The sequence below is a fragment of the Streptomyces sp. SID13666 genome, from assembly GCF_010548325.1.
In the GTDB taxonomy this organism is placed as follows: domain Bacteria; phylum Actinomycetota; class Actinomycetes; order Streptomycetales; family Streptomycetaceae; genus Actinacidiphila; species Actinacidiphila fildesensis.
On the sequence record NZ_JAAGLX010000026.1, the window covers coordinates 80,209 to 98,184 of the forward strand.

Genomic DNA, 17,976 nt, shown 5'->3' on the forward strand with positions numbered 1-17,976 from the left:
AGGAGATATCCCAAGTGGCTGCCGAGCTGTTCTACGACGACGACGCCGACCTCTCCATCATCCAGGGCCGCAAGGTCGCGGTCATCGGATACGGCAGCCAGGGCCACGCCCACGCGCTGTCGCTGCGTGACTCCGGCGTCGACGTGCGCGTCGGCCTGCACGAGGGTTCCAAGTCCAAGGTCAAGGCCGAGGAGCAGGGCCTGCGCGTCGTCTCCGTCGCCGAGGCGGCCGCCGAGGCCGACGTGATCATGATCCTGGTCCCGGACCCGCTCCAGGGCAAGGTCTACGAGGAGTCCATCAAGGACAACCTCAAGGACGGCGACGCGCTCTTCTTCGGTCACGGCCTCAACATCCGCTACGGCTTCATCAAGCCGCCGGCCAATGTCGACGTCGCCCTGGTCGCCCCGAAGGGCCCGGGCCACCTGGTCCGCCGCCAGTACGAAGAGGGCCGCGGCGTCCCGTGCATCGCGGGTGTCGAGCAGGACGCGACGGGCAAGGCGTTCGCGCTCGCCCTCTCGTACGCGAAGGGCATCGGCGGCACCCGCGCCGGCGTCATCAAGACCACCTTCACCGAGGAGACCGAGACCGACCTCTTCGGTGAGCAGGCGGTCCTCTGCGGCGGCGCCTCCGCGCTCGTCAAGGCGGGCTTCGAGACCCTCGTCGAGGCCGGCTACCAGCCCGAGATCGCGTACTTCGAGTGCCTCCACGAGCTCAAGCTGATCGTGGACCTCATGTACGAGGGCGGCCTGGAGAAGATGCGCTGGTCGGTCTCCGAGACCGCCGAGTGGGGCGACTACATCACCGGCCCCCGCATCATCAACGACCAGACCAAGGTCGAGATGAAGAAGGTCCTCGCCGAGATCCAGGACGGCACCTTCGCCAAGAACTGGATGGCCGAGTACGAGGCCGGTCTGCCGAAGTACAACGAGTACAAGAAGGCCGACCAGGACCACCTGCTGGAGACCACCGGCAAGAAGCTCCGCAAGCTCATGAGCTGGGTCGACGACGAGGCGTAAGCCTCATCGGGTGCGGGGCGGTCGCAGTGGCCGCCCCGTACCTTGTCCACGGCGTACAGCCACGTGCGGGTGATCCTTCCACCAAGGCACAAGTCGCGCTCGGCGGCGCCGATACACTGCAACTACAAAGCGCGTCAGGCTCACAGCGTCGTGCGTCTTCCACGCGGCATGCCATCCCCTCCCTCCCTGGAGCGTCCGCGGGACCGGCCGCCCACGAAGGACAAGTGAGGACCACGTGAGCCAGAAGCCTGTCGTACTCATCGCCGAAGAGCTGTCGCCTGCCACTGTCGACGCACTGGGGCCGGATTTCGACATCCGGCACTGCAACGGCGCCGACCGGGGTGAGTTGCTCTCCGCGATCAAGGATGCCGACGCCATCCTGGTCCGCAGCGCCACCAAGGTGGATGCGGAAGCCATCGCCGCCGCGCCCAAGCTGCGAGTCGTCGCCCGCGCGGGCGTCGGTCTGGACAATGTCGACGTGTCCGCCGCCACCAAGGCCGGCGTGATGGTCGTCAACGCCCCGACCTCGAACATCGTCACCGCCGCCGAGCTGGCCTGCGGCCTGCTCATCGCCACCGCCCGTAACATCGCGCCGGCCAACTCGGCGCTGAAGAACGGCGAGTGGAAGCGGAACAAGTACACCGGCGTGGAGCTGGCCGAGAAGACCCTCGGCGTCGTCGGCCTCGGCCGCATCGGCGCGCTGGTCGCCCAGCGCATGTCCGCGTTCGGCATGAAGATCGTGGCGTACGACCCCTACATCCAGCCCGCTCGCGCGGCTCAGATGGGTGTCAAGATCCTCAGCCTGGACGAGCTGCTGGAGGTCTCCGACTTCATCACCGTCCACCTGCCGAAGACCCCCGAGACCCTCGGCCTGATCGGTGACGAGGCCCTGCACAAGGTCAAGCCGTCGGTCCGGATCGTGAACGCCGCGCGTGGCGGGATCGTGGACGAGGAGGCGCTCGCCTCGGCCCTGAAGGAGGGCCGCGTCGCGGGTGCCGGCCTGGACGTCTACGCGAAGGAGCCGTGCACCGACTCCCCGCTCTTCCAGTTCGACAACGTGGTGGCCACCCCGCACCTGGGCGCCTCCACCGACGAGGCGCAGGAGAAGGCCGGCATCGCCGTCGCCAAGTCCGTCCGCCTCGCGCTCGCCGGTGAGCTCGTACCGGACGCGGTCAACGTCCAGGGCGGCGTCATCGCCGAGGACGTACGTCCGGGCCTGCCGCTCGCCGAGAAGCTCGGCCGGATCTTCACCGCGCTGGCCGGCGAGGTCGCCGCCCGCCTCGATGTCGAGGTCCGCGGCGAGATCACCCAGCACGACGTGAAGGTGCTCGAACTCTCCGCGCTCAAGGGCGTCTTCGAGGACGTCGTCGCCGAGACCGTCTCCTACGTCAACGCGCCGCTGTTCGCCCAGGAGCGCGGTGTCGAGGTCCGGCTGACCACGTCGAGCGAGTCGCCCGACCACCGCAACATGGTCACGGTGCGCGGCACTCTGACGGACGGCACGGAGGTGTCGGTCTCCGGCACGCTGGCCGGCCCGAAGAACATCCAGAAGATCGTCGCCGTCGGCGACGAGGACGTGGACCTGGTCCTCGCCGACCACATGGCCTTCCTCCGCTACACCGACCGCCCCGGCGTCGTCGGCACGGTCGGCCGCATCCTCGGTGAGGCCGGCGTCAACATCGCGGGCATGCAGGTCGCCCGCGCGGCCGTCGGCGGCGAGGCCCTCGTGGCCCTGACCGTCGACTCCTGCATCCCGCCTGCCGCCCTGGCCGAGATCGCCGAGGAGATCGGCGCCACGTCGGCCCGCGCGGTGGACCTCACGGACTGACCGCAGGTCACCGACCGACCGAGGTCACGACGTCAGCGACGCAGCCGCCCTTCACTCGTATGAGGGGCGGCTTCGTCATTCCCTCCCGCTACGCTGAACGCTGCGGACAGAATCCCGTCCATGGGAGGAATCATGACTGCCGAACCGCTACCGGCCTGGGCCTTCCCGCCCAAGGGCGGATTCACCGCGGACGACCTCGACCGCATCCCCGATCTCCCGCCGCACACAGAGCTGATCGACGGGAGCCTTGTCTTCGTGAGCCCGCAGAAGTATTTCCACATGCTGGCCGTGGATCTGTTGAGCACTTTCCTGCGACAGGCGGCCCCGGAGAAGTTCCGTGTACTGCGCGAGATGACCATTACCGTGAGCAGGAGCAATCGCCCTGAACCCGATATCTCGATCGTCCGGGCCGAGGCCGTGTCGGAATCGGCGAATGAAACCGGTTATCAGGCCTCGGACGTCGTTCTCGCCGTCGAAGTCGTCTCGCCCGAATCCGAGGACCGGGACCGTAAGCGCAAGCCCCAGCTCTACGCGGAAGCGGGCATCCCGCATTTCTGGCGGGTCGAGAAGGGCGAGGGACGGCAGCCGGTCGTCTACGTCTACGAGCTCGACACGATGACCCAGACCTATGTTCCGTCGGGCATCCACCATGAGCGGCTCAAGGTCCCCGTCCCCTTCACCATCGACATCGACCTCACCGAGATCGACCGCCTGTAGGACCCCGCCCGGCCCGCCCCCTCACAACCGCGCCGCCTTCAGTGCCATGTGGAGCAGCAGCCGGTCCTCGCCCTCGTCGAGGTCGAGGCCGGTGAGCTGTTCGATGCGGGAGAGCCGGTAGTAGAGGGTCTGGCGGTGGATGGCGAGGGCGGCGGCGGTGCGGCCGGCCTGGCCGGCGCAGTCGAGGTAGACCTCGGCGGTGCGGGCGAGCTCGCGGTGGGACGGCTCCAGCAACGGGAGCACGGCGGGGTCGGGCGCGGTGCCGCCGCGGAGCGCCGAGAGCATGCGGTACGGGCCGAGGCCCGACCAGTCCGCGACGGGTGCGAGCCGGGGCTGGGCGCGGGCCGCGCGGGCGGCCGCGGTCGCCTGCCGCCAGGCTTCCGACAGGCCGTCCAGCCCGCGCGCCGGGTCACCGATTCCGGCCACCGCGCCGGGCGCGGTCGAGGTCTCCAGCAGTCGGGCGGCGGCGGTCCGGGCGGGGGAGAGGTGCTGGACGGAGCGGAGCCGGACGAGCACGGCGAGCGGGTCGGCGGCCGGGACCGGGCCGGGGGTGGGCGGCCCGTGGGCCGGGACCCGGCAGAGCGCGGCGGCGCCCGGGATCGAGCGGATCCCCGGCAGTTCCGCCGAGCCGTCGTCCGCGCCGTCGGCGGTATCGGACCCGCCCGTACCGGCCGGCGCCGGCGGGGCCGTCCAGCCCAGAACGCACACCAGCGCGTGCACCTCGTCCGCGTCCGGGCCGAGCGCCGCGCTCAGCGCGTCCCGCGCGGCCTCGCGCCGCTGGCCGGGGCCCGCCGTCAGTGCCGCGCGCAGTTCACGGCCGACATCGGCGCCCGCCCGGGACTCGGCGGCCAGCCGGTCGCCGATCCGGTCGCAGACCTCCATCGCGGCGACGAGCCGCGGATCGGGATCCGGTCCGGCGTCCGAATCGTCGAGCAGCCACACATAGCCGTGCACGATGCCCCGATGGCGCACCGGCAGGCAGATCCGGCCCCGGACGACGCCCGCGTCAGGCGCGGCGGGGATGCGCACCGGGCCGGTGGCGCGGGCGATGCCGAAGCGTTCGAACCAGGACCGGACCTCGGCCGTCGAGCGCCGGGTCAGGATCGACCGGGTGCGGACGGGGTCCATCGCACCGTCGTCGCTGTCGTGCGCGCCGAAGGCGATCAGCCGGAAATCGCGGTCCTCCAGGGTCGCGGGCGCGCCGACGAGAGCGGACACCTCGTCGACCAGTTCCTCGTAGTCACCTCGCACCCCGCCATTGTCTCTTACATCTGTATGAGGGATGCCGCACGGATGCGTGACAGGTGTCGATGGTTCACGGGGTAGGTGAACCCTAGATTTCGCGGTGTCGCTGCCTGTTCATGCTCTGATCCTGAAGGAGCCCCCGTGCTCGGTCCCGTGTTGCTCGCCGCCTCGCGCAGCGACCGCATGCGTCGCATCGTCGCCGCCGCGCCGATCACCCGTCCCGTGGTGAACCGTTTCGTCGCCGGCGACGAACTGCATCCCGCCCTGGACAACGTCCGCGAGCTCACCGCCTCCGGCCTGGAGGTCACCCTCGACCACCTGGGCGAGGACGTCACGGACGAGGCCACCGCGCACGCGACCCGCGACGCGTACCTGAGCCTGCTGCGGGCGCTGGAGACCGAGGGCCTCGGCACCCGCGCCGAGGTCTCCGTGAAGCTGTCCGCGTTCGGGCAGGCGCTGCCGGCCGGCGGCCACGACATCGCGCTGGAGAACGTCCGCGAGGTGGCGGAGCTCGCCACCGCGATCGGCACCACGGTCACCCTCGACATGGAGGACCACACCACGGTCGACTCCACCCTGGGGATCCTCGCCGAGCTGCGCAAGGAACACCCCGACACCGGCGCCGTCATCCAGTCGTACCTGTTCCGCACCGAGGACGACGCCAGGAAGCTGGCCGTCGCCGGCTCGCGCGTGCGCCTGGTGAAGGGCGCCTACAAGGAGCCCGCGAGCGTCGCGTTCCAGTCCAAGGCCGAGGTCGACAAGGCGTATGTGCGGGTCCTGAAGATCCTCATGGCCGGTGACGGCTACCCGATGATCGGCTCGCACGACCCGCGCATGATCGCCATCGCCCAGGAGCTGGCCGCGCGCTACGACCGCAAGCCCGGCAGCTACGAGTTCCAGATGCTCTACGGCATCCGCACCGCCGAGCAGCGCCGCCTCGCGCACGACGGCGAGCGCATGCGCATCTACGTGCCTTACGGCGCAGACTGGTACGGATACTTCATGCGCCGCCTCGCGGAGCGTCCGGCCAACCTCGCCTTCTTCCTCCGTTCCTTCCTCCCCAGCCGCTGAGCCCACCCGTCACCCGCCGCCACCCTTCCAACGAGCGCTGCGCGCGCCCCCTTCACTCTCAACCTCGCTGAGTAACCCTCATCCCCGCTGCGAAACCCTCACCCCAAAGGAGCGCACCTCGATGGATGCTGTGACCCAGGTCCCCACGCCGGTGAACGAGCCGATCCACTCCTACGCCCCGGGATCCCCCGAGCGCGCCCGGCTCGAAGCGAAGCTGAAGGAGCTGGCCGGCAATCCGATCGACCTGCCGATGACCATCGGCGGCGAGCAGCGGATGGGCGGCGGCGAGCGCTTCGACGTCGTGCAGCCGCACAATCACAGCGCCCGCATCGGCACCTACGCCAACGCCACCGCCAAGGACGCGCAGGACGCCGTCGACGCCGCCCTCGACGCCGCCCCGGCCTGGCGCGCGCTCTCCTTCGACGACCGCGCCGCGATCATCCTGCGCGCCGCCGACCTGCTGTCGGGCCCGTGGCGCGAGACGCTCGCCGCCTCGACGATGCTCGGCCAGTCGAAGACCGCCCAGCAGGCCGAGATCGACTGTCCGTGCGAGCTCGTCGACTTCTGGCGCTTCAATGTCTCCTTCGCCCGGCAGATCCTCGCCGAGCAGCCGATCAGCAGCGCCGGCGTGTGGAACCGCAGCGACCACCGGCCGCTGGAAGGCTTCGTCTACGCGATCACGCCGTTCAACTTCACGGCCATCGCGGGCAACCTGCCGACCGCCCCCGCCCTGATGGGCAACACCGTCGTGTGGAAGCCGTCCCCGACGCAGACGCACGCCGCCGTGCTGCTCATGCGGGTGCTGGAGGCCGCCGGCCTCCCCAAGGGCGTCATCAACCTGGTGACCGGTGACGGCATCGCCGTCTCCGAGGTGGCGCTCACCCACCCGGACCTGGCCGGCATCCACTTCACCGGCGCGACCAAGACCTTCCAGCACCTGTGGAAGACGGTCGGCACCAACATCGAGAACTACAAGACGTACCCGCGTCTCGTCGGCGAGACCGGCGGCAAGGACTTCGTCGTCGCCCACCCCTCCGCCGACCCGGCGATCCTGAAGACCGCGCTGACCCGTGGCTCCTTCGAGTACCAGGGCCAGAAGTGCTCGGCCTCCTCCCGCGCCTACATCCCGCGCTCCATCTGGGAGAACGGCTTCAAGGAGGAGTTCGCGGCCGAGGTCGACGGCATCACCATGGGTGACGTCACCGACCTGTCGAACTTCATCGGCGCCGTCATCGACGAGCGTTCCTTCGCCAAGAACAAGGCGGCCATCGACCGCGCGAAGTCCGACCCGACGATCGAGGTCGTCGCCGGCGGCACCTACGACGACTCGGTCGGCTACTTCGTCCGCCCGACCGTCCTGGTCTCGACCGACCCGGCGAACGAGATCTTCCGCGACGAGTACTTCGGCCCGATCCTCGGCATCTACGTCTACGACGACGCCGACTTCGACACCATGCTCGCCCAGATGGAGTCGGTCTCGCCGTACGCCCTCACCGGCTCGATCATCGCCCAGGACCGCGCCGCGGCCGTCGACGCGATGGAGAAGCTGCGCTTCGCCGCCGGCAACTTCTACATCAACGACAAGTCGACCGGCGCCGTCGTCGGCCAGCAGCCCTTCGGCGGTGGCCGCGCCTCGGGTACGAACGACAAGGCCGGCGCCGCGTCCAACCTGATGCGCTGGACGTCCACCCGCTCCATCAAGGAGACGCTGGTCCCGCCGACCGACTACCGGTACCCGCACCAGGGCTGATCAGGCCCTTAGCGGCCCCACCGCGGGCCGACGCAGACCGCCGCCCCCGTATTCCGGTCCCCATCCGGATGCGGGGGTGGCCTGCGTTCGGGTGGTCTCCGTCTCAGATAGTAGGAAGTCCGAGTAACTGTGGAGACATAACGGCCGCGCTGACCTAGCTTTGTAGATGCCGAACGAATCGCTCCACCAGCGATCGGCGGATGCGAACCAGCGCCCTTCACGCAGGTCACCCCCTGCCGCGCACGTTCCCCGCCCCGTTCTATGGCGACAACCATCTCCTTGATCTTCCTTTGGAGCTGATCACCATGGACGAGACCGCACGCGAGAACGCGATGAAGGCACTGCAGCGCTCGCTCGACCGCCGGGACAACGGCGGCAGCACGGGCCACGAGGCTCGTTAGCTCGGCGCGCAGCCAACAACGAAGCGGTCCTCAAGCGCCGGACGGGCTTTTCAGCCCGTCCGGCGCTTGAGGATGTTGCTCAGCGAGCCTTGCGCGCCACCGTGAAGTGGTCGACGCGCTCACCGGTCTCCGCCAGCGCGGACACCGTCAGCGTCGACGTCCGGCCGGACGACGCCGGCTCGACCTCGACCGCGATGAACGAGTAGCCCGTGTAGCGGACCCGGGACCAGGCGACGGTCTCGGTGACCTTGCCGCCGCCCTTGGCCGAGTGCCAGGTGGTGACGGAGTCGACGTTGTGCTCGTGACCCTCGTACGAGTCGGGCGCCGGGAAGTCGTAGAGGCTGCGGCCCGCGCCGCCGGCCGTCACGTAGACGACGCCGTCCTTCTCGGGGTGCACCGTGTCGCCGATGGCGACCGGCTTCGAGACCTTGCCGCCGCGGATCGCGTCGGTGCGCTCGTAGACGTGGTTGTGGCCGTTGACGACCAGGTCGACCTGGTGCTTCTCGAAGAGCGGCACCCACTTCTCCTGCACACCGCCGTCGGAGGCGTGCGAGTTGGTGGTCGAGAAGGCGCAGTGGTGGAAGAAGACCACGATGAAGTCGATGCCGCGCTGCCTGCGCAGCTCACCGAGGCGCTTGTCCAGCCACGCGGTCTGCTTGCCGGCGCTGATGTCGTAGTTGGCCGGGATCTCGTACGAGACGTCGTTCGCGTCGAGCGCCACCACAGCGGTGTTGCCGTAGACGAAGGAGTACGCGCCCGGCTGGTTCTTCGCGTCCGGGCCGTTGCCCGGCAGGCTCCAGCGCGCTTCCTGGCCGCCGTAACCGTTGGGGGAGTACCAGGCCTCCATGTCGTGGTTGCCGGTCGTCACCATCCACGGGACACGGGCCGCGACGGACTCGGTCTGGGCCAGGAACTGGTCCCAGGTCCGCGCGTCGTAGACGGAGGAGTCGGACTGCTGGCCGGAACCGGCCGGGTCGGCGTAGCAGATGTCGCCGGCGTGCAGGTGGAACGCCGGGTTCTGCGCCAGGATCAGGCTGTCGTTGGCGAGGGCGTGGTAGCTGACGCCCTGGTCGCCGAAGGCGGTGAAGGTGAACCGCTCACCGCTGCGCGCGGGCGCGGTGGTGAAGGTGCCGATGGTGCCGAACGCCTGGCCGGCGGCCGGATCGAAGCCCTCGTGGCCCACACCGTAGTAATAGGTCGTGCCGGGGTGCAGCCCGTCCAGCGCCGCGTGCAGGTAGTACTGGTCCACCGGCGGCAGCTTGCTGTTGAGCAGCTGCGGGGTGTGCAGCGCACGGACCTCGGCCTGGATCTTGTGGCTGAGGGCCCAGGGCTTGAGGCCCACCCGGATGAACGGCTTCTTGACGGCCAGCGGGACCTGCCAGGAGACCCGGAACTGGGTCTTGGGGTCCGCGCCGAAGGCGAGGTGGCGCCCGAAGGGGGCGACGAGGGAGCCGCTGACGTGATGCCCGGTCGCGGGCTTGCTCAGCAGCGTGGGCGAGGCGGCGGCCGCGGTGCCGCTCAGCAGTCCGGCCCCCGCCACCGCACCGGCGGCAGCGACGGTGCCGCGCATGACCCCGCGGCGGGTCAGCCGGGAGCGCAGGTATTCATGCTGTTCGGCCATGCTCATCCGGTCGGCGAGCTTGTCCGCAATACCCATACGTGGTGTGTCCATGCCGCGCAATCTCGCATTGCCGTTCGACACTTGGTCGTACTCCGGATGAACGGTGCATGGCGACCCTCCCATATGTCCGTCATGCGGACACCATGTGTCATTCAATGGGACGCCGAGTAGGGTTTCCGCCATGTCTCGCACCCTCAGCCTCGCAGTGATCCCCGGTGACGGAATCGGCCAGGAGGTCGTGGCCGAAGGCCTCAAGGTCCTTGCCGCCGCCCTCCCTTCGGACGTGAAGCTGGAGACGAAGTCCTTCGATTTCGGCGCCAAGCGCTATCACGCCACGGGTGAGACGCTCACCGAGGACGATCTGACGCAGCTCAAGGAGCACGACGCGATCCTGCTCGGCGCGATCGGCGACCCGTCCGTGCCGTCCGGAGTGCTGGAGCGCGGCTTCCTGCTGAAGCTCCGCTTCGCCTTCGACCACCACGTCAACCTCCGCCCCAGCAGGCTCTTCCCCGGCGTGGCCACCCCGCTGGCCGGCAGCCCGGACATCGACTTCGTCGTGGTCCGTGAAGGCACCGAGGGCCCGTACACCGGCAACGGCGGCTCCATCAGGACCGGCACCCCGCACGAGGTGGCCACCGAGGTCAGCCTGAACACCGCGTTCGGCATCGAGCGCGTGGTGCGTGACGCCTACGCCCGCGCCCAGGCCCGCCCGCGCAAGAAGCTCACGCTGGTCCACAAGAACAACGTGCTGGTCTACGCCGGCCACCTGTGGACGAACATCTTCAACAAGGTCGGCGAAGAGTTCCCCGACGTGACCACGGACTATCTGCACGTGGACGCGGCGACGATCTTCCTCGTCACCGACCCCGCGCGCTTCGACGTGATCGTCACCGACAACCTCTTCGGCGACATCATCACCGACCTCGCCGCCGCCGTCTCCGGCGGCATCGGGGTCGCCGCCAGCGGCAACATCAACCCCAGCGGCGATTTCCCGTCGATGTTCGAGCCGGTGCACGGCTCCGCCCCGGACATCGCCGGCCAGAGCAAGGCCGACCCGACCGCGACGATCCTGTCCGTGGCCCTGCTGCTCCAGCACCTGGGCTACGCCGACGAGGCCGCCCGCGTCGAGAAGGCCGTGCACGCGGACCTCGCCGAGCGCTCCGCCCCGCGCAGCACGGTGGAGGTCGGCGACGCGCTGGCCGCCCGAGTAGCCGGCTAGCGCCCGCCCGTCTCCCGCCACCGCCCTTCCAGGGAGCGCTTCGCGCGCACCTACCCCTCTGGCCCCCCTGGGCCAATCCCCCGGCCGGGTGCGACCATCGACCCCGGGCCGCACATTTATGCCGATGGCCCCATCGCTGCGATAATCAGCGGTGGGGCCGCTGTGCGAGGGGAAACTCGGACGTCCAAGCACTGGGACGGCGGGTGCGGTCCGCCATGACCTCACGGTGAAGGACACGCAGACATGACGACGACGCCCACGATCGAGCTCAAGCCTTCCTCGCACCCGCTGTCCGACGCGGAGCGCGAGGCGATCCTCGCCAACCCCGGGTTCGGCCGCCACTTCACCGACAACATGGTGACGATCCGGTGGACCGAGGGCCGTGGCTGGCACGACGCGCAGCTCGTGCCGTACGCCCCGCTCTCCATCGACCCGGCGAACATGACGCTGCACTACGCGCAGACGATCTTCGAGGGCCTGAAGGCGTACCGCCAGCCCGACGGCACGGTCGCCACCTTCCGCCCCGAGGCCAACGCCAAGCGCTTCCAGGACTCCGCGCGCCGGCTGGCCATGCCCGAGCTGCCCGTCGAGACGTTCATCGAGGCCGTCGACGCGATCGTCGGCCAGGACAAGGCGTGGGTGCCCAGCGCGGGCGAGCAGTCGCTCTACCTGCGGCCGTTCATGTTCGCCACCGAGGTCGGGCTGGGCGTCAAGCCGGCCAACGAGTACCTCTTCATGGTGATCGCCTCACCGGCCGGCGCGTACTTCGCCGGCGGCGTGAAGCCGGTCTCCGTCTGGCTCTCCGAGGAGTACGTGCGCGCCGCGCCCGGCGGCACCGGCGCCGCGAAGGCCGGCGGCAACTACGCCGCGTCCCTCATCGCCCAGGCCCAGGCCATCGAGCACGGCTGCGACCAGGTCGTCTGGCTGGACGCGATCGAGCGCAGCTGGATCGAGGAGATGGGGGGCATGAACCTGTACTTCGTGTCCGGCAACAAGATCCTCACCCCCGCCCTGACCGGCTCGCTGCTCCCCGGCATCACCCGCGACTCGCTGCTGAAGATCGCCGCGGACCTGGGCTACGACGTCAACGAGGGCCGGATCTCCGTCGAGGACTGGAAGCGCGGCTGCGCCGACGGCACCATCACCGAGGTCTTCGCCTGCGGCACCGCCGCCGTGATCACCCCGGTCGGCTCCGTCAAGTCCACCCGAGCCGACTGGACCGTCGCCGACGGCAACCCCGGCAAGGTGACGATGAAGCTCCGCGAAGCACTCCTGTCCATCCAGACCGGCACGGCCCCGGACCCCCACGGCTGGATGCACCAGCTCGGCTAGGACCCGCACATCTTCGGCCAGGTTGTGCCCACCCGTTCCGCAAGGCGGAACGGGTGGGCACACCGACCACCGGCCCGCACGGGCTTGTCAGACCTGCCGCACGAGCGCCCGCTCCGTTTCCTTCGCCGGAAGCGGATGCGGGCGTTTGGCGTTCAGCGCGAGATACGCGCCGGCCGTGACAGCCGCCGACAGCAGGAAGCTGAAATCGATGCCGCCGGTCCACGAAACGAGCGGTCCGCTGTAAAGCGGCGTATCCACGGCCAGGAGGCCGATCACCGCGCCGGAGGCCCAGGCGGCGGTAGCCGCGACGTTCCAGCCGCCCCGGTACCAGTACAGCCCCCCACGCGTCCCCCGGTTGAAAACCTGCAGCGCATCGGTGTCGTAGCGGCCTCGAACCCGCACGAACCCCAGCAGCGTGACCACCGCCCAAGGTGTCCCCACCGCCGTCAGCAACAGCACGAACGACGTCATCGCGTCCTGCGCCGCCCACGCGAAGTGCCCCAGGAAGACCAGTGCGGTGGAGAAGGCCGCCACGACGTACGTGGCCTGCGTCCGGGACGCGCGGGGCAGGATCGCGTCCAGGTCGAGGCCCATGCTGTAGAGCATCAGGCCGGCGTTGCCGACCGAGCCCGCCGAGGCGTTGGCCAGCAGTAGCGCGAGGTACCAGGCGGGGGCGGCGGCCACCAGCGGGCCCGCGTAGTCGTCGGCGGCGCCGACGGCCAGGGCGGTGAACGTGCCGAACAGCTGCGGCACGAGGAGCCCGACGACCAGGCCCAGACAGGTGGACCAGAAGACCTTGCGCTGACTGAAGCGGCGCGGCGAGATGTAGCGCGTGTAGTCGCCGAGCAGCGTGATGAAGGCGATGGGCCCGCTCAGCCCGGCGGACACGGCCGCGAGCAGCCAGGTCGGCCAGAAGCCGCCGAGCAGGAACGTGGAACCCTCCACCGGTGAGGTGGTGAAGCTCCCGGCGTAGGCGATGAAGCCGATGAGCAGCAGCACGGTGAGGCCGACGGCCAGGGCGCGGCTGAGCCGCAGCAGCATCCGGTAGCCGAAGACGGCGGCGGTCGCGGTGCAGGCGGCGAGGGCAGCGTAGACGACGGCGTAGCTCGCCGCGCCGGTCGGCAGGCCGAAGAGCCGGTTGAGGCAGCCGACGACGGCGTCGCCGCCGACCCACAGGGTCAGGGCGGTGTAGCCGAGCGAGAGCAGCAGGCCGATGACCGATCCGAGCAGCCGGCCGCGTACCCCGAAGTGGGCGCCGCTGCTGGTGGAGAGGTTCGTGGCGCTGCGCAGCGATACGAGGGCGAGCGGCGCGGTCAGCAGCGTGCCGACCAGGGTGCCGGCCGCCAGGGCGCTCACCGAGGCCCACCAGCCGAGGCCGAAGGAGACCGGCAGCCAGCCGAAGACGATCACTCCCAGGGCGAGATTCGACCCGAGCAGGATGCTGACCAGATCGCGCGGGCCGCTGGTGCGCTCCTCGTCCGGAACGGTGTCGACTCCGCGTTGCTCGATCTGCATGGGCGGTCTCCCTACGGGGTTCCTGTCGTCTTTGAACGCCATTCAATGTCTCCCACCTATGGCCTACGGTCAACACTTCCCGTCGACGGGATGAATTGTTAGAGTGGTGTTCTAATTCTTCGAGAGGCGCGACATGCGACTGACCCCGACCGAGCGGGACCGCCTGCTGCTGTTCGGTGCCGCCGAGCTGGCGCGGGCCCGCCGGGCCCGCGGCCTGCTGCTGAACGTGCCGGAGGCGACCGCGCTCATCGCCGACACCGTCTGCGAGGCGGCCAGGGACGGCCGCCGGCTGGCCGAGGCCATCGCCGCGGGGAAGGCGGTCCTCGGGCCCGAGGACGTGCTGCCCGGGGTGGCCGACGTGGTCAGGGAGGTCCACGTCGAGGCCGTCTTCGACGACGGCTCCCGGCTCGCCGTGATCACCGCGCCGATCGGCGGGGGATCGCTCGGCGACGACGCGCCCGGCGCCGTACTGACCGGCCCCGCGGTCCCCGATCGGGCTCCGTCCGTGACGGTGAGCGTGCACAACACCGCGACCGTGCCGATCAGCGTCACCTCGCACTTCCACTTCTTCGAGGCCAATCCGCGGCTGGACTTCGACCGGTCCGCCGCCTACGGCATGCGGCTCGCCGTCCCGGCGGGCTCGTCGGTGCGCTTCGGCCCGGGGGAGTCCGCGCCGGTGGGCCTGGTGCCGATCGGCGGTGCCCGGGTCGCGATCGGCTTCGCGGGTCTGGTGGACGGCCCGCTGGACGCGCCCGGTGCCCGCGAGGAGGCCCTGCGCAGAGCCGCGGCCTGCGGCTACCTCGGCACCCAGCCCCCGACCCCCACCCAGCCCCCGGCCCCCACCCCGCCCCCGAACCCGACCCCGTTGGAGGACGGCTCATGACCGGAATCGACCCGCGCGAATACGTGGCGGTGCACGGTCCCCGCGCCGGGGACCGGGTGCGGCTGGGCGACTCCGGGCTCGTCATCCGCGTCGAGTCCGACGCGCAGCTGCCCGGTGACGAGTTCCTGGCCGGCTTCGGCAAGACCGCCCGCGACGGCATGCACCTCAAGGGCGCCGCGGTCCGCGACACCTGTGACGTCGTGATCAGCAACGTCGTGGTGATCGATGCCGTCCTCGGCATCCGCAAGGTGTCCATCGGCATCCGCGAAGGCCGGATCTGCTCGATCGGCCGGGCGGGCAACCCGGACACCCTCGACGGGGTCGATGTCGTCGTCGGGACCGGCACCAGCATCGTCTCGGGGGAGGGTCTGATCGCGACGGCCGGCTCCGTGGACACCCACGTCCATCTGCTCTCGCCGCGGATCATGGAGGCCTCGCTGGCCTCCGGCGTCACGACGATCATCGGCCAGGAGTTCGGCCCGGTGTGGGGTGTCGGCGTCAACTCGCCCTGGGCGCTGCGGCACGCGTTCAACGCCTTCGACGCCTGGCCGGTCAACATCGGCTTCCTGGCCCGCGGCTCGTCCTCCGACCCGGCTCCGCTGGTGGAGGCGCTCGCCGAGGGCGGCGCCTCCGGCTTCAAGGTCCACGAGGACATGGGCGCGCACACCCGCGCGCTGGACACCGCGCTGCGCGTCGCCGAGGAGCACGACGTCCAGGTGGCGCTGCACAGCGACGGCCTGAACGAGTGCCTGTCGGTGGAGGACACCCTCTCCGTCCTGGACGGCCGCACCATCCACGCCTTCCATATCGAGGGCTGCGGCGGCGGGCATGTCCCCAACGTCCTGAAGATGGCGGGCGTACGGAACGTCATCGGCTCGTCCACCAACCCCACGCTGCCCTTCGGACGGGACGCGGTCGCCGAGCACTACGGCATGATCGTCTCGGTCCACGACCTCAAGCCCGACCTGCCGGGCGACGCGGCCATGGCCCGTGACCGGATCCGCGCCGGGACGATGGGCGCCGAGGACGTGCTGCACGACCTGGGCGCGATCGGCATCACCTCCTCCGACGCCCAGGGCATGGGCCGCGCCGGCGAGACCGTCCGCCGCACCTTCCAGATGGCCGGGAAGATGAAGGCCGAGCTGGGGCCGATGGAGGGCGACGGGCCCGCCGACGACAACGCGCGCGTGCTGCGCTACATCGCCAAGCTCACCATCAACCCCGCCATCGCCCACGGCCTCGCCCACGAGGTCGGCTCCCTCGAAGCCGGCAAACTCGCCGACATCGTGCTGTGGAAGCCGCAGTACTTCGGCGCCAAGCCGCAGATGGTCCTCAAGTCGGGCTTCCCCGCCTACGGCGTCACCGGCGACCCGAACGCGGCCACCGACGACTGCGAACCCCTGGTCATCGGCCCGCTGTTCGGAGCGCACGGCGCCACCGCGGCCGATCTGTCGGTCGCCTTCGTCGCCCGTGCGGCGGCCGGGTCGGCGAACGACCGGATGCCGACCCGCCGCCGCCGGGTGGCGGTGCGCGGAACCCGCGGTATCGGCCCCGCGGACCTGCTGTTCAACTCCCGCACCGGCCAGGTCGACGTGAACGGCAGTACCGGTCTGGTCACCCTCGACGGTGACCCGCTGCGCTCGGAACCGGCCGACCAGGTGTCCCTCAGCCGCCTGTACTTCTTGTGACAAGGATCCGCACCATGAACTCGAACCCCGCAGCCGACGGTTTCCGGATGCCCCCGGAGTGGGCCCCGCACGCCCGCACCTGGATGGCGCTGCCGTCCCCGAGCACCACCTTCGCGGACGACGAGGACCTCGATGTCTCCCGCCGCGCCTGGGCCGGGGTCGCCCGCACCATCAGCCGCTACGAGCCGGTCACCGTCCTCACCGCACCCGGTGACGGCGACGCGGCCCGCTCGCTGCTCGGCCCCGGCGTCGACGTGGTGGAGCAGCCGCTCAACGACGCGTGGATGCGCGACATGGGCCCGACGTTCCTGGTCCGCGACGGCGAACTGGCCGCCGCGAACTGGGTGTTCAACGGCTGGGGCGCCCAGGAGTGGGCGCAGTGGGACCTGGACTCCCAGGTCGGCGCGAAGGTCGCCGAGCTGGCCGGTGCGCGCGCCTACGCCTCGTCGCTGGTCAACGAGGGCGGCGGCATCCACGTCGACGGCGAGGGCACCGTCCTGCTCACCGAGACCGTCCAGCTCGACCCGGGCCGCAACCCGGGCTGGACCAAGGAGCGGGTCGAGGAGGAGCTGCACGCGTACCTCGGCACGACCAAGGCGATCTGGCTGCCGCGCGGGCTGACCGCCGACTACGGACTCTTCGGCACCCGCGGCCATGTCGACATCCTGGCCGCGTTCGTCCGGCCCGGCACGGTCGTGGTGCACAGTCAGCAGGACCCGTCGCACCCCGACCACGCGGTGTCGCAGGAAGCGGTCAAGCTGCTCCGCGACGCCACCGACGCGCGCGGCCGCGCCCTGGAGGTCGTCGAGCTGCCCGCCCCCTCGGTCACCGAGGAGGACGGAGAACTGGTCGACTACTCTTACGTGAACCACTACCTGTGCAACGGCGCCGTCGTGCTGTGCTCCTTCGACGACCCGGCCGACCGGGTCAACGCGGAGATCTTCGGCCGGCTCTTCCCGGAGCGCGAAGTGGTCCCGGTCGACGCCCGCACGATCTTCGCGCACGGCGGCGGCATCCACTGCATCACGCAACAGCAGCCCCAGGTGTGACCCAGGGATACATCGTCGGAGGACAGGGTGACCGGACAGCCCCGCGCCAGGCGGCGGCTCAAGCAGCCCCGTGAACTGGTGATGGCGGCCGCGATGACGGCCATCGCGGAGCACGGTCTGGCCGAACTCACCCTCGCCGGTCTCGGCCGCGAGGTCGGTATGAGCAGCGGTCACGTCCTCTACTACTTCGGCAGCAAGGACGAGCTGCTCCTCCAGACCCTGGAGTGGAGCGAGGAGCAGCTCGGCGCCCAGCGCCGCGCCCTGCTGTCCAAGCCGCTGCCCGCCCGCGAGCGGCTCGACCTGGTCATCGACCACTACCTCGCCGACGGCCACCGCGATCCGCACTGGGTGCTGTGGTCCGAGGTCTGGACCCGCTCCCAGCTGGGCGAGGAAGGCCTCCAGCGACAGCTCTCGCTCGAACTGGCCTGGCACCGGGACCTGGTGGCGCTGGTCGCCGAGGGCATCTCCCGCGGCGAGTTCCGCGCCACCGACCCCGAACGCTTCTCCGTCCGGCTCCGCGCGCTGCTCGACGGCTTCGGCACCCACCTGGTCGTCGGCCTCCCCGGCACCGACCGCGAGGCGGTGCTCGGGCACGTCCGGGAGTTCCTCCAGGACGGCCTGTTCGCGCCCGCCGCGTAGGC

The 17,976-nt window shown here is 70.4% G+C and carries 14 protein-coding genes; 11 read left to right on the forward strand and 3 right to left on the reverse strand.

Annotated features, from left to right (window positions below; translation table 11 throughout):
- Positions 1–14: 14 nt before the first annotated feature.
- The 3 genes from ilvC (at position 15) to G3I60_RS28090 (ending at position 3,561) form a co-directional block, all read left to right on the forward strand.
- Positions 15–1,016 (forward strand): ketol-acid reductoisomerase, encoded by a 1,002-nt coding sequence (gene ilvC / locus G3I60_RS28080; RefSeq protein ID WP_138358738.1) that lies wholly within the window; start codon positions 15–17, stop codon positions 1,014–1,016.
- Positions 1,017–1,251: 235 nt separating this feature from the next.
- Positions 1,252–2,844, forward strand: a complete 1,593-nt coding sequence (serA, locus tag G3I60_RS28085; protein WP_138358740.1) for a phosphoglycerate dehydrogenase — start codon at positions 1,252–1,254, stop codon at positions 2,842–2,844.
- Between the two features lie 132 nt (positions 2,845–2,976).
- The gene (locus G3I60_RS28090; RefSeq protein WP_164296671.1) at positions 2,977–3,561 is read left to right on the forward strand and encodes a Uma2 family endonuclease; all 585 of its coding nucleotides are present in this window, start codon (positions 2,977–2,979) and stop codon (positions 3,559–3,561) included.
- Positions 3,562–3,582: 21 nt separating this feature from the next.
- Here G3I60_RS28090 and G3I60_RS28095 read toward each other — a convergent pair whose 3' ends face one another.
- Entirely contained in the window at positions 3,583–4,812 is a 1,230-nt protein-coding gene (locus G3I60_RS28095) for a helix-turn-helix domain-containing protein (protein WP_164607876.1), read from the reverse strand.
- Between the two features lie 135 nt (positions 4,813–4,947).
- Here G3I60_RS28095 and G3I60_RS28100 point away from each other — a divergent pair, with 135 nt between their 5' ends.
- Positions 4,948–5,877: a proline dehydrogenase family protein gene (locus G3I60_RS28100; RefSeq protein WP_164298364.1), complete on the forward strand. Its 930-nt coding sequence runs from the start codon at positions 4,948–4,950 to the stop codon at positions 5,875–5,877.
- Between the two features lie 121 nt (positions 5,878–5,998).
- Positions 5,999–7,627: an L-glutamate gamma-semialdehyde dehydrogenase gene (pruA, locus tag G3I60_RS28105; protein WP_164607878.1), complete on the forward strand. Its 1,629-nt coding sequence runs from the start codon at positions 5,999–6,001 to the stop codon at positions 7,625–7,627.
- Positions 7,628–8,107: 480 nt separating this feature from the next.
- On the opposite strand, the gene G3I60_RS28110 is transcribed toward pruA, so the two are convergent.
- The gene (locus G3I60_RS28110; protein ID WP_138358750.1) at positions 8,108–9,700 is read right to left on the reverse strand and encodes a metallophosphoesterase family protein; all 1,593 of its coding nucleotides are present in this window, start codon (positions 9,698–9,700) and stop codon (positions 8,108–8,110) included.
- Positions 9,701–9,830: 130 nt separating this feature from the next.
- Between G3I60_RS28110 and G3I60_RS28115 the strand changes: the two genes are divergently transcribed.
- Positions 9,831–10,868 (forward strand): 3-isopropylmalate dehydrogenase, encoded by a 1,038-nt coding sequence (locus G3I60_RS28115; RefSeq protein WP_138358752.1) that lies wholly within the window; start codon positions 9,831–9,833, stop codon positions 10,866–10,868.
- 243 nt (positions 10,869–11,111) lie between these two features.
- The gene (locus G3I60_RS28120) at positions 11,112–12,200 is read left to right on the forward strand and encodes a branched-chain amino acid aminotransferase (RefSeq protein ID WP_138358754.1); all 1,089 of its coding nucleotides are present in this window, start codon (positions 11,112–11,114) and stop codon (positions 12,198–12,200) included.
- Between the two features lie 87 nt (positions 12,201–12,287).
- Here the strand turns inward: G3I60_RS28120 and G3I60_RS28125 are convergent, their stop codons facing one another.
- Positions 12,288–13,715, reverse strand: coding sequence for a cytosine permease (locus tag G3I60_RS28125; RefSeq protein WP_164298361.1), 1,428 nt, complete (start codon positions 13,713–13,715; stop codon positions 12,288–12,290).
- A 133-nt stretch (positions 13,716–13,848) separates the two neighbouring features.
- Between G3I60_RS28125 and ureA the strand changes: the two genes are divergently transcribed.
- From ureA to G3I60_RS28145, 4 genes are read left to right on the forward strand one after another with little or no spacing between them, the layout of a single operon-like run.
- Positions 13,849–14,598 carry an urease subunit gamma gene (gene ureA, locus G3I60_RS28130; RefSeq protein WP_164607881.1) on the forward strand — a complete coding sequence of 250 codons (750 nt, stop codon included), beginning with the start codon at positions 13,849–13,851 and terminating at the stop codon, positions 14,596–14,598.
- Entirely contained in the window at positions 14,595–16,286 is a 1,692-nt protein-coding gene (locus G3I60_RS28135; protein ID WP_164298358.1) for an urease subunit alpha, read from the forward strand. Before ureA ends, G3I60_RS28135 begins: the two co-directional genes overlap by 4 nt.
- A 14-nt stretch (positions 16,287–16,300) precedes the next feature.
- On the forward strand, positions 16,301–17,335 hold the full coding sequence (locus G3I60_RS28140) for an agmatine/peptidylarginine deiminase (protein WP_164298356.1): 1,035 nt from the start codon (positions 16,301–16,303) through the stop codon (positions 17,333–17,335).
- A gap of 27 nt (positions 17,336–17,362) precedes the next feature.
- Positions 17,363–17,974, forward strand: coding sequence for a TetR/AcrR family transcriptional regulator (locus G3I60_RS28145; protein WP_343241839.1), 612 nt, complete (start codon positions 17,363–17,365; stop codon positions 17,972–17,974).
- Positions 17,975–17,976: the final 2 nt, after the last annotated feature.

What these genes read in the sequence shown, in the direction of transcription:
- G3I60_RS28125 (WP_164298361.1), bottom strand. Translation starts at nt 13,715, where the DNA reads ATGCAGATCGAGCAACGCGGAGTCGACACCGTTCCGGACGAGGAGCGC.
- G3I60_RS28110 (WP_138358750.1), bottom strand. Translation starts at nt 9,700, where the DNA reads ATGGACACACCACGTATGGGTATTGCGGACAAGCTCGCCGACCGGATG.
- G3I60_RS28090 (WP_164296671.1), top strand. Translation starts at nt 2,977, where the DNA reads ATGACTGCCGAACCGCTACCGGCCTGGGCCTTCCCGCCCAAGGGCGGA.
- G3I60_RS28135 (WP_164298358.1), top strand. Translation starts at nt 14,595, where the DNA reads ATGACCGGAATCGACCCGCGCGAATACGTGGCGGTGCACGGTCCCCGC.
- G3I60_RS28120 (WP_138358754.1), top strand. Translation starts at nt 11,112, where the DNA reads ATGACGACGACGCCCACGATCGAGCTCAAGCCTTCCTCGCACCCGCTG.
- G3I60_RS28115 (WP_138358752.1), top strand. Translation starts at nt 9,831, where the DNA reads ATGTCTCGCACCCTCAGCCTCGCAGTGATCCCCGGTGACGGAATCGGC.
- ureA (WP_164607881.1), top strand. Translation starts at nt 13,849, where the DNA reads ATGCGACTGACCCCGACCGAGCGGGACCGCCTGCTGCTGTTCGGTGCC.
- G3I60_RS28140 (WP_164298356.1), top strand. Translation starts at nt 16,301, where the DNA reads ATGAACTCGAACCCCGCAGCCGACGGTTTCCGGATGCCCCCGGAGTGG.
- pruA (WP_164607878.1), top strand. Translation starts at nt 5,999, where the DNA reads ATGGATGCTGTGACCCAGGTCCCCACGCCGGTGAACGAGCCGATCCAC.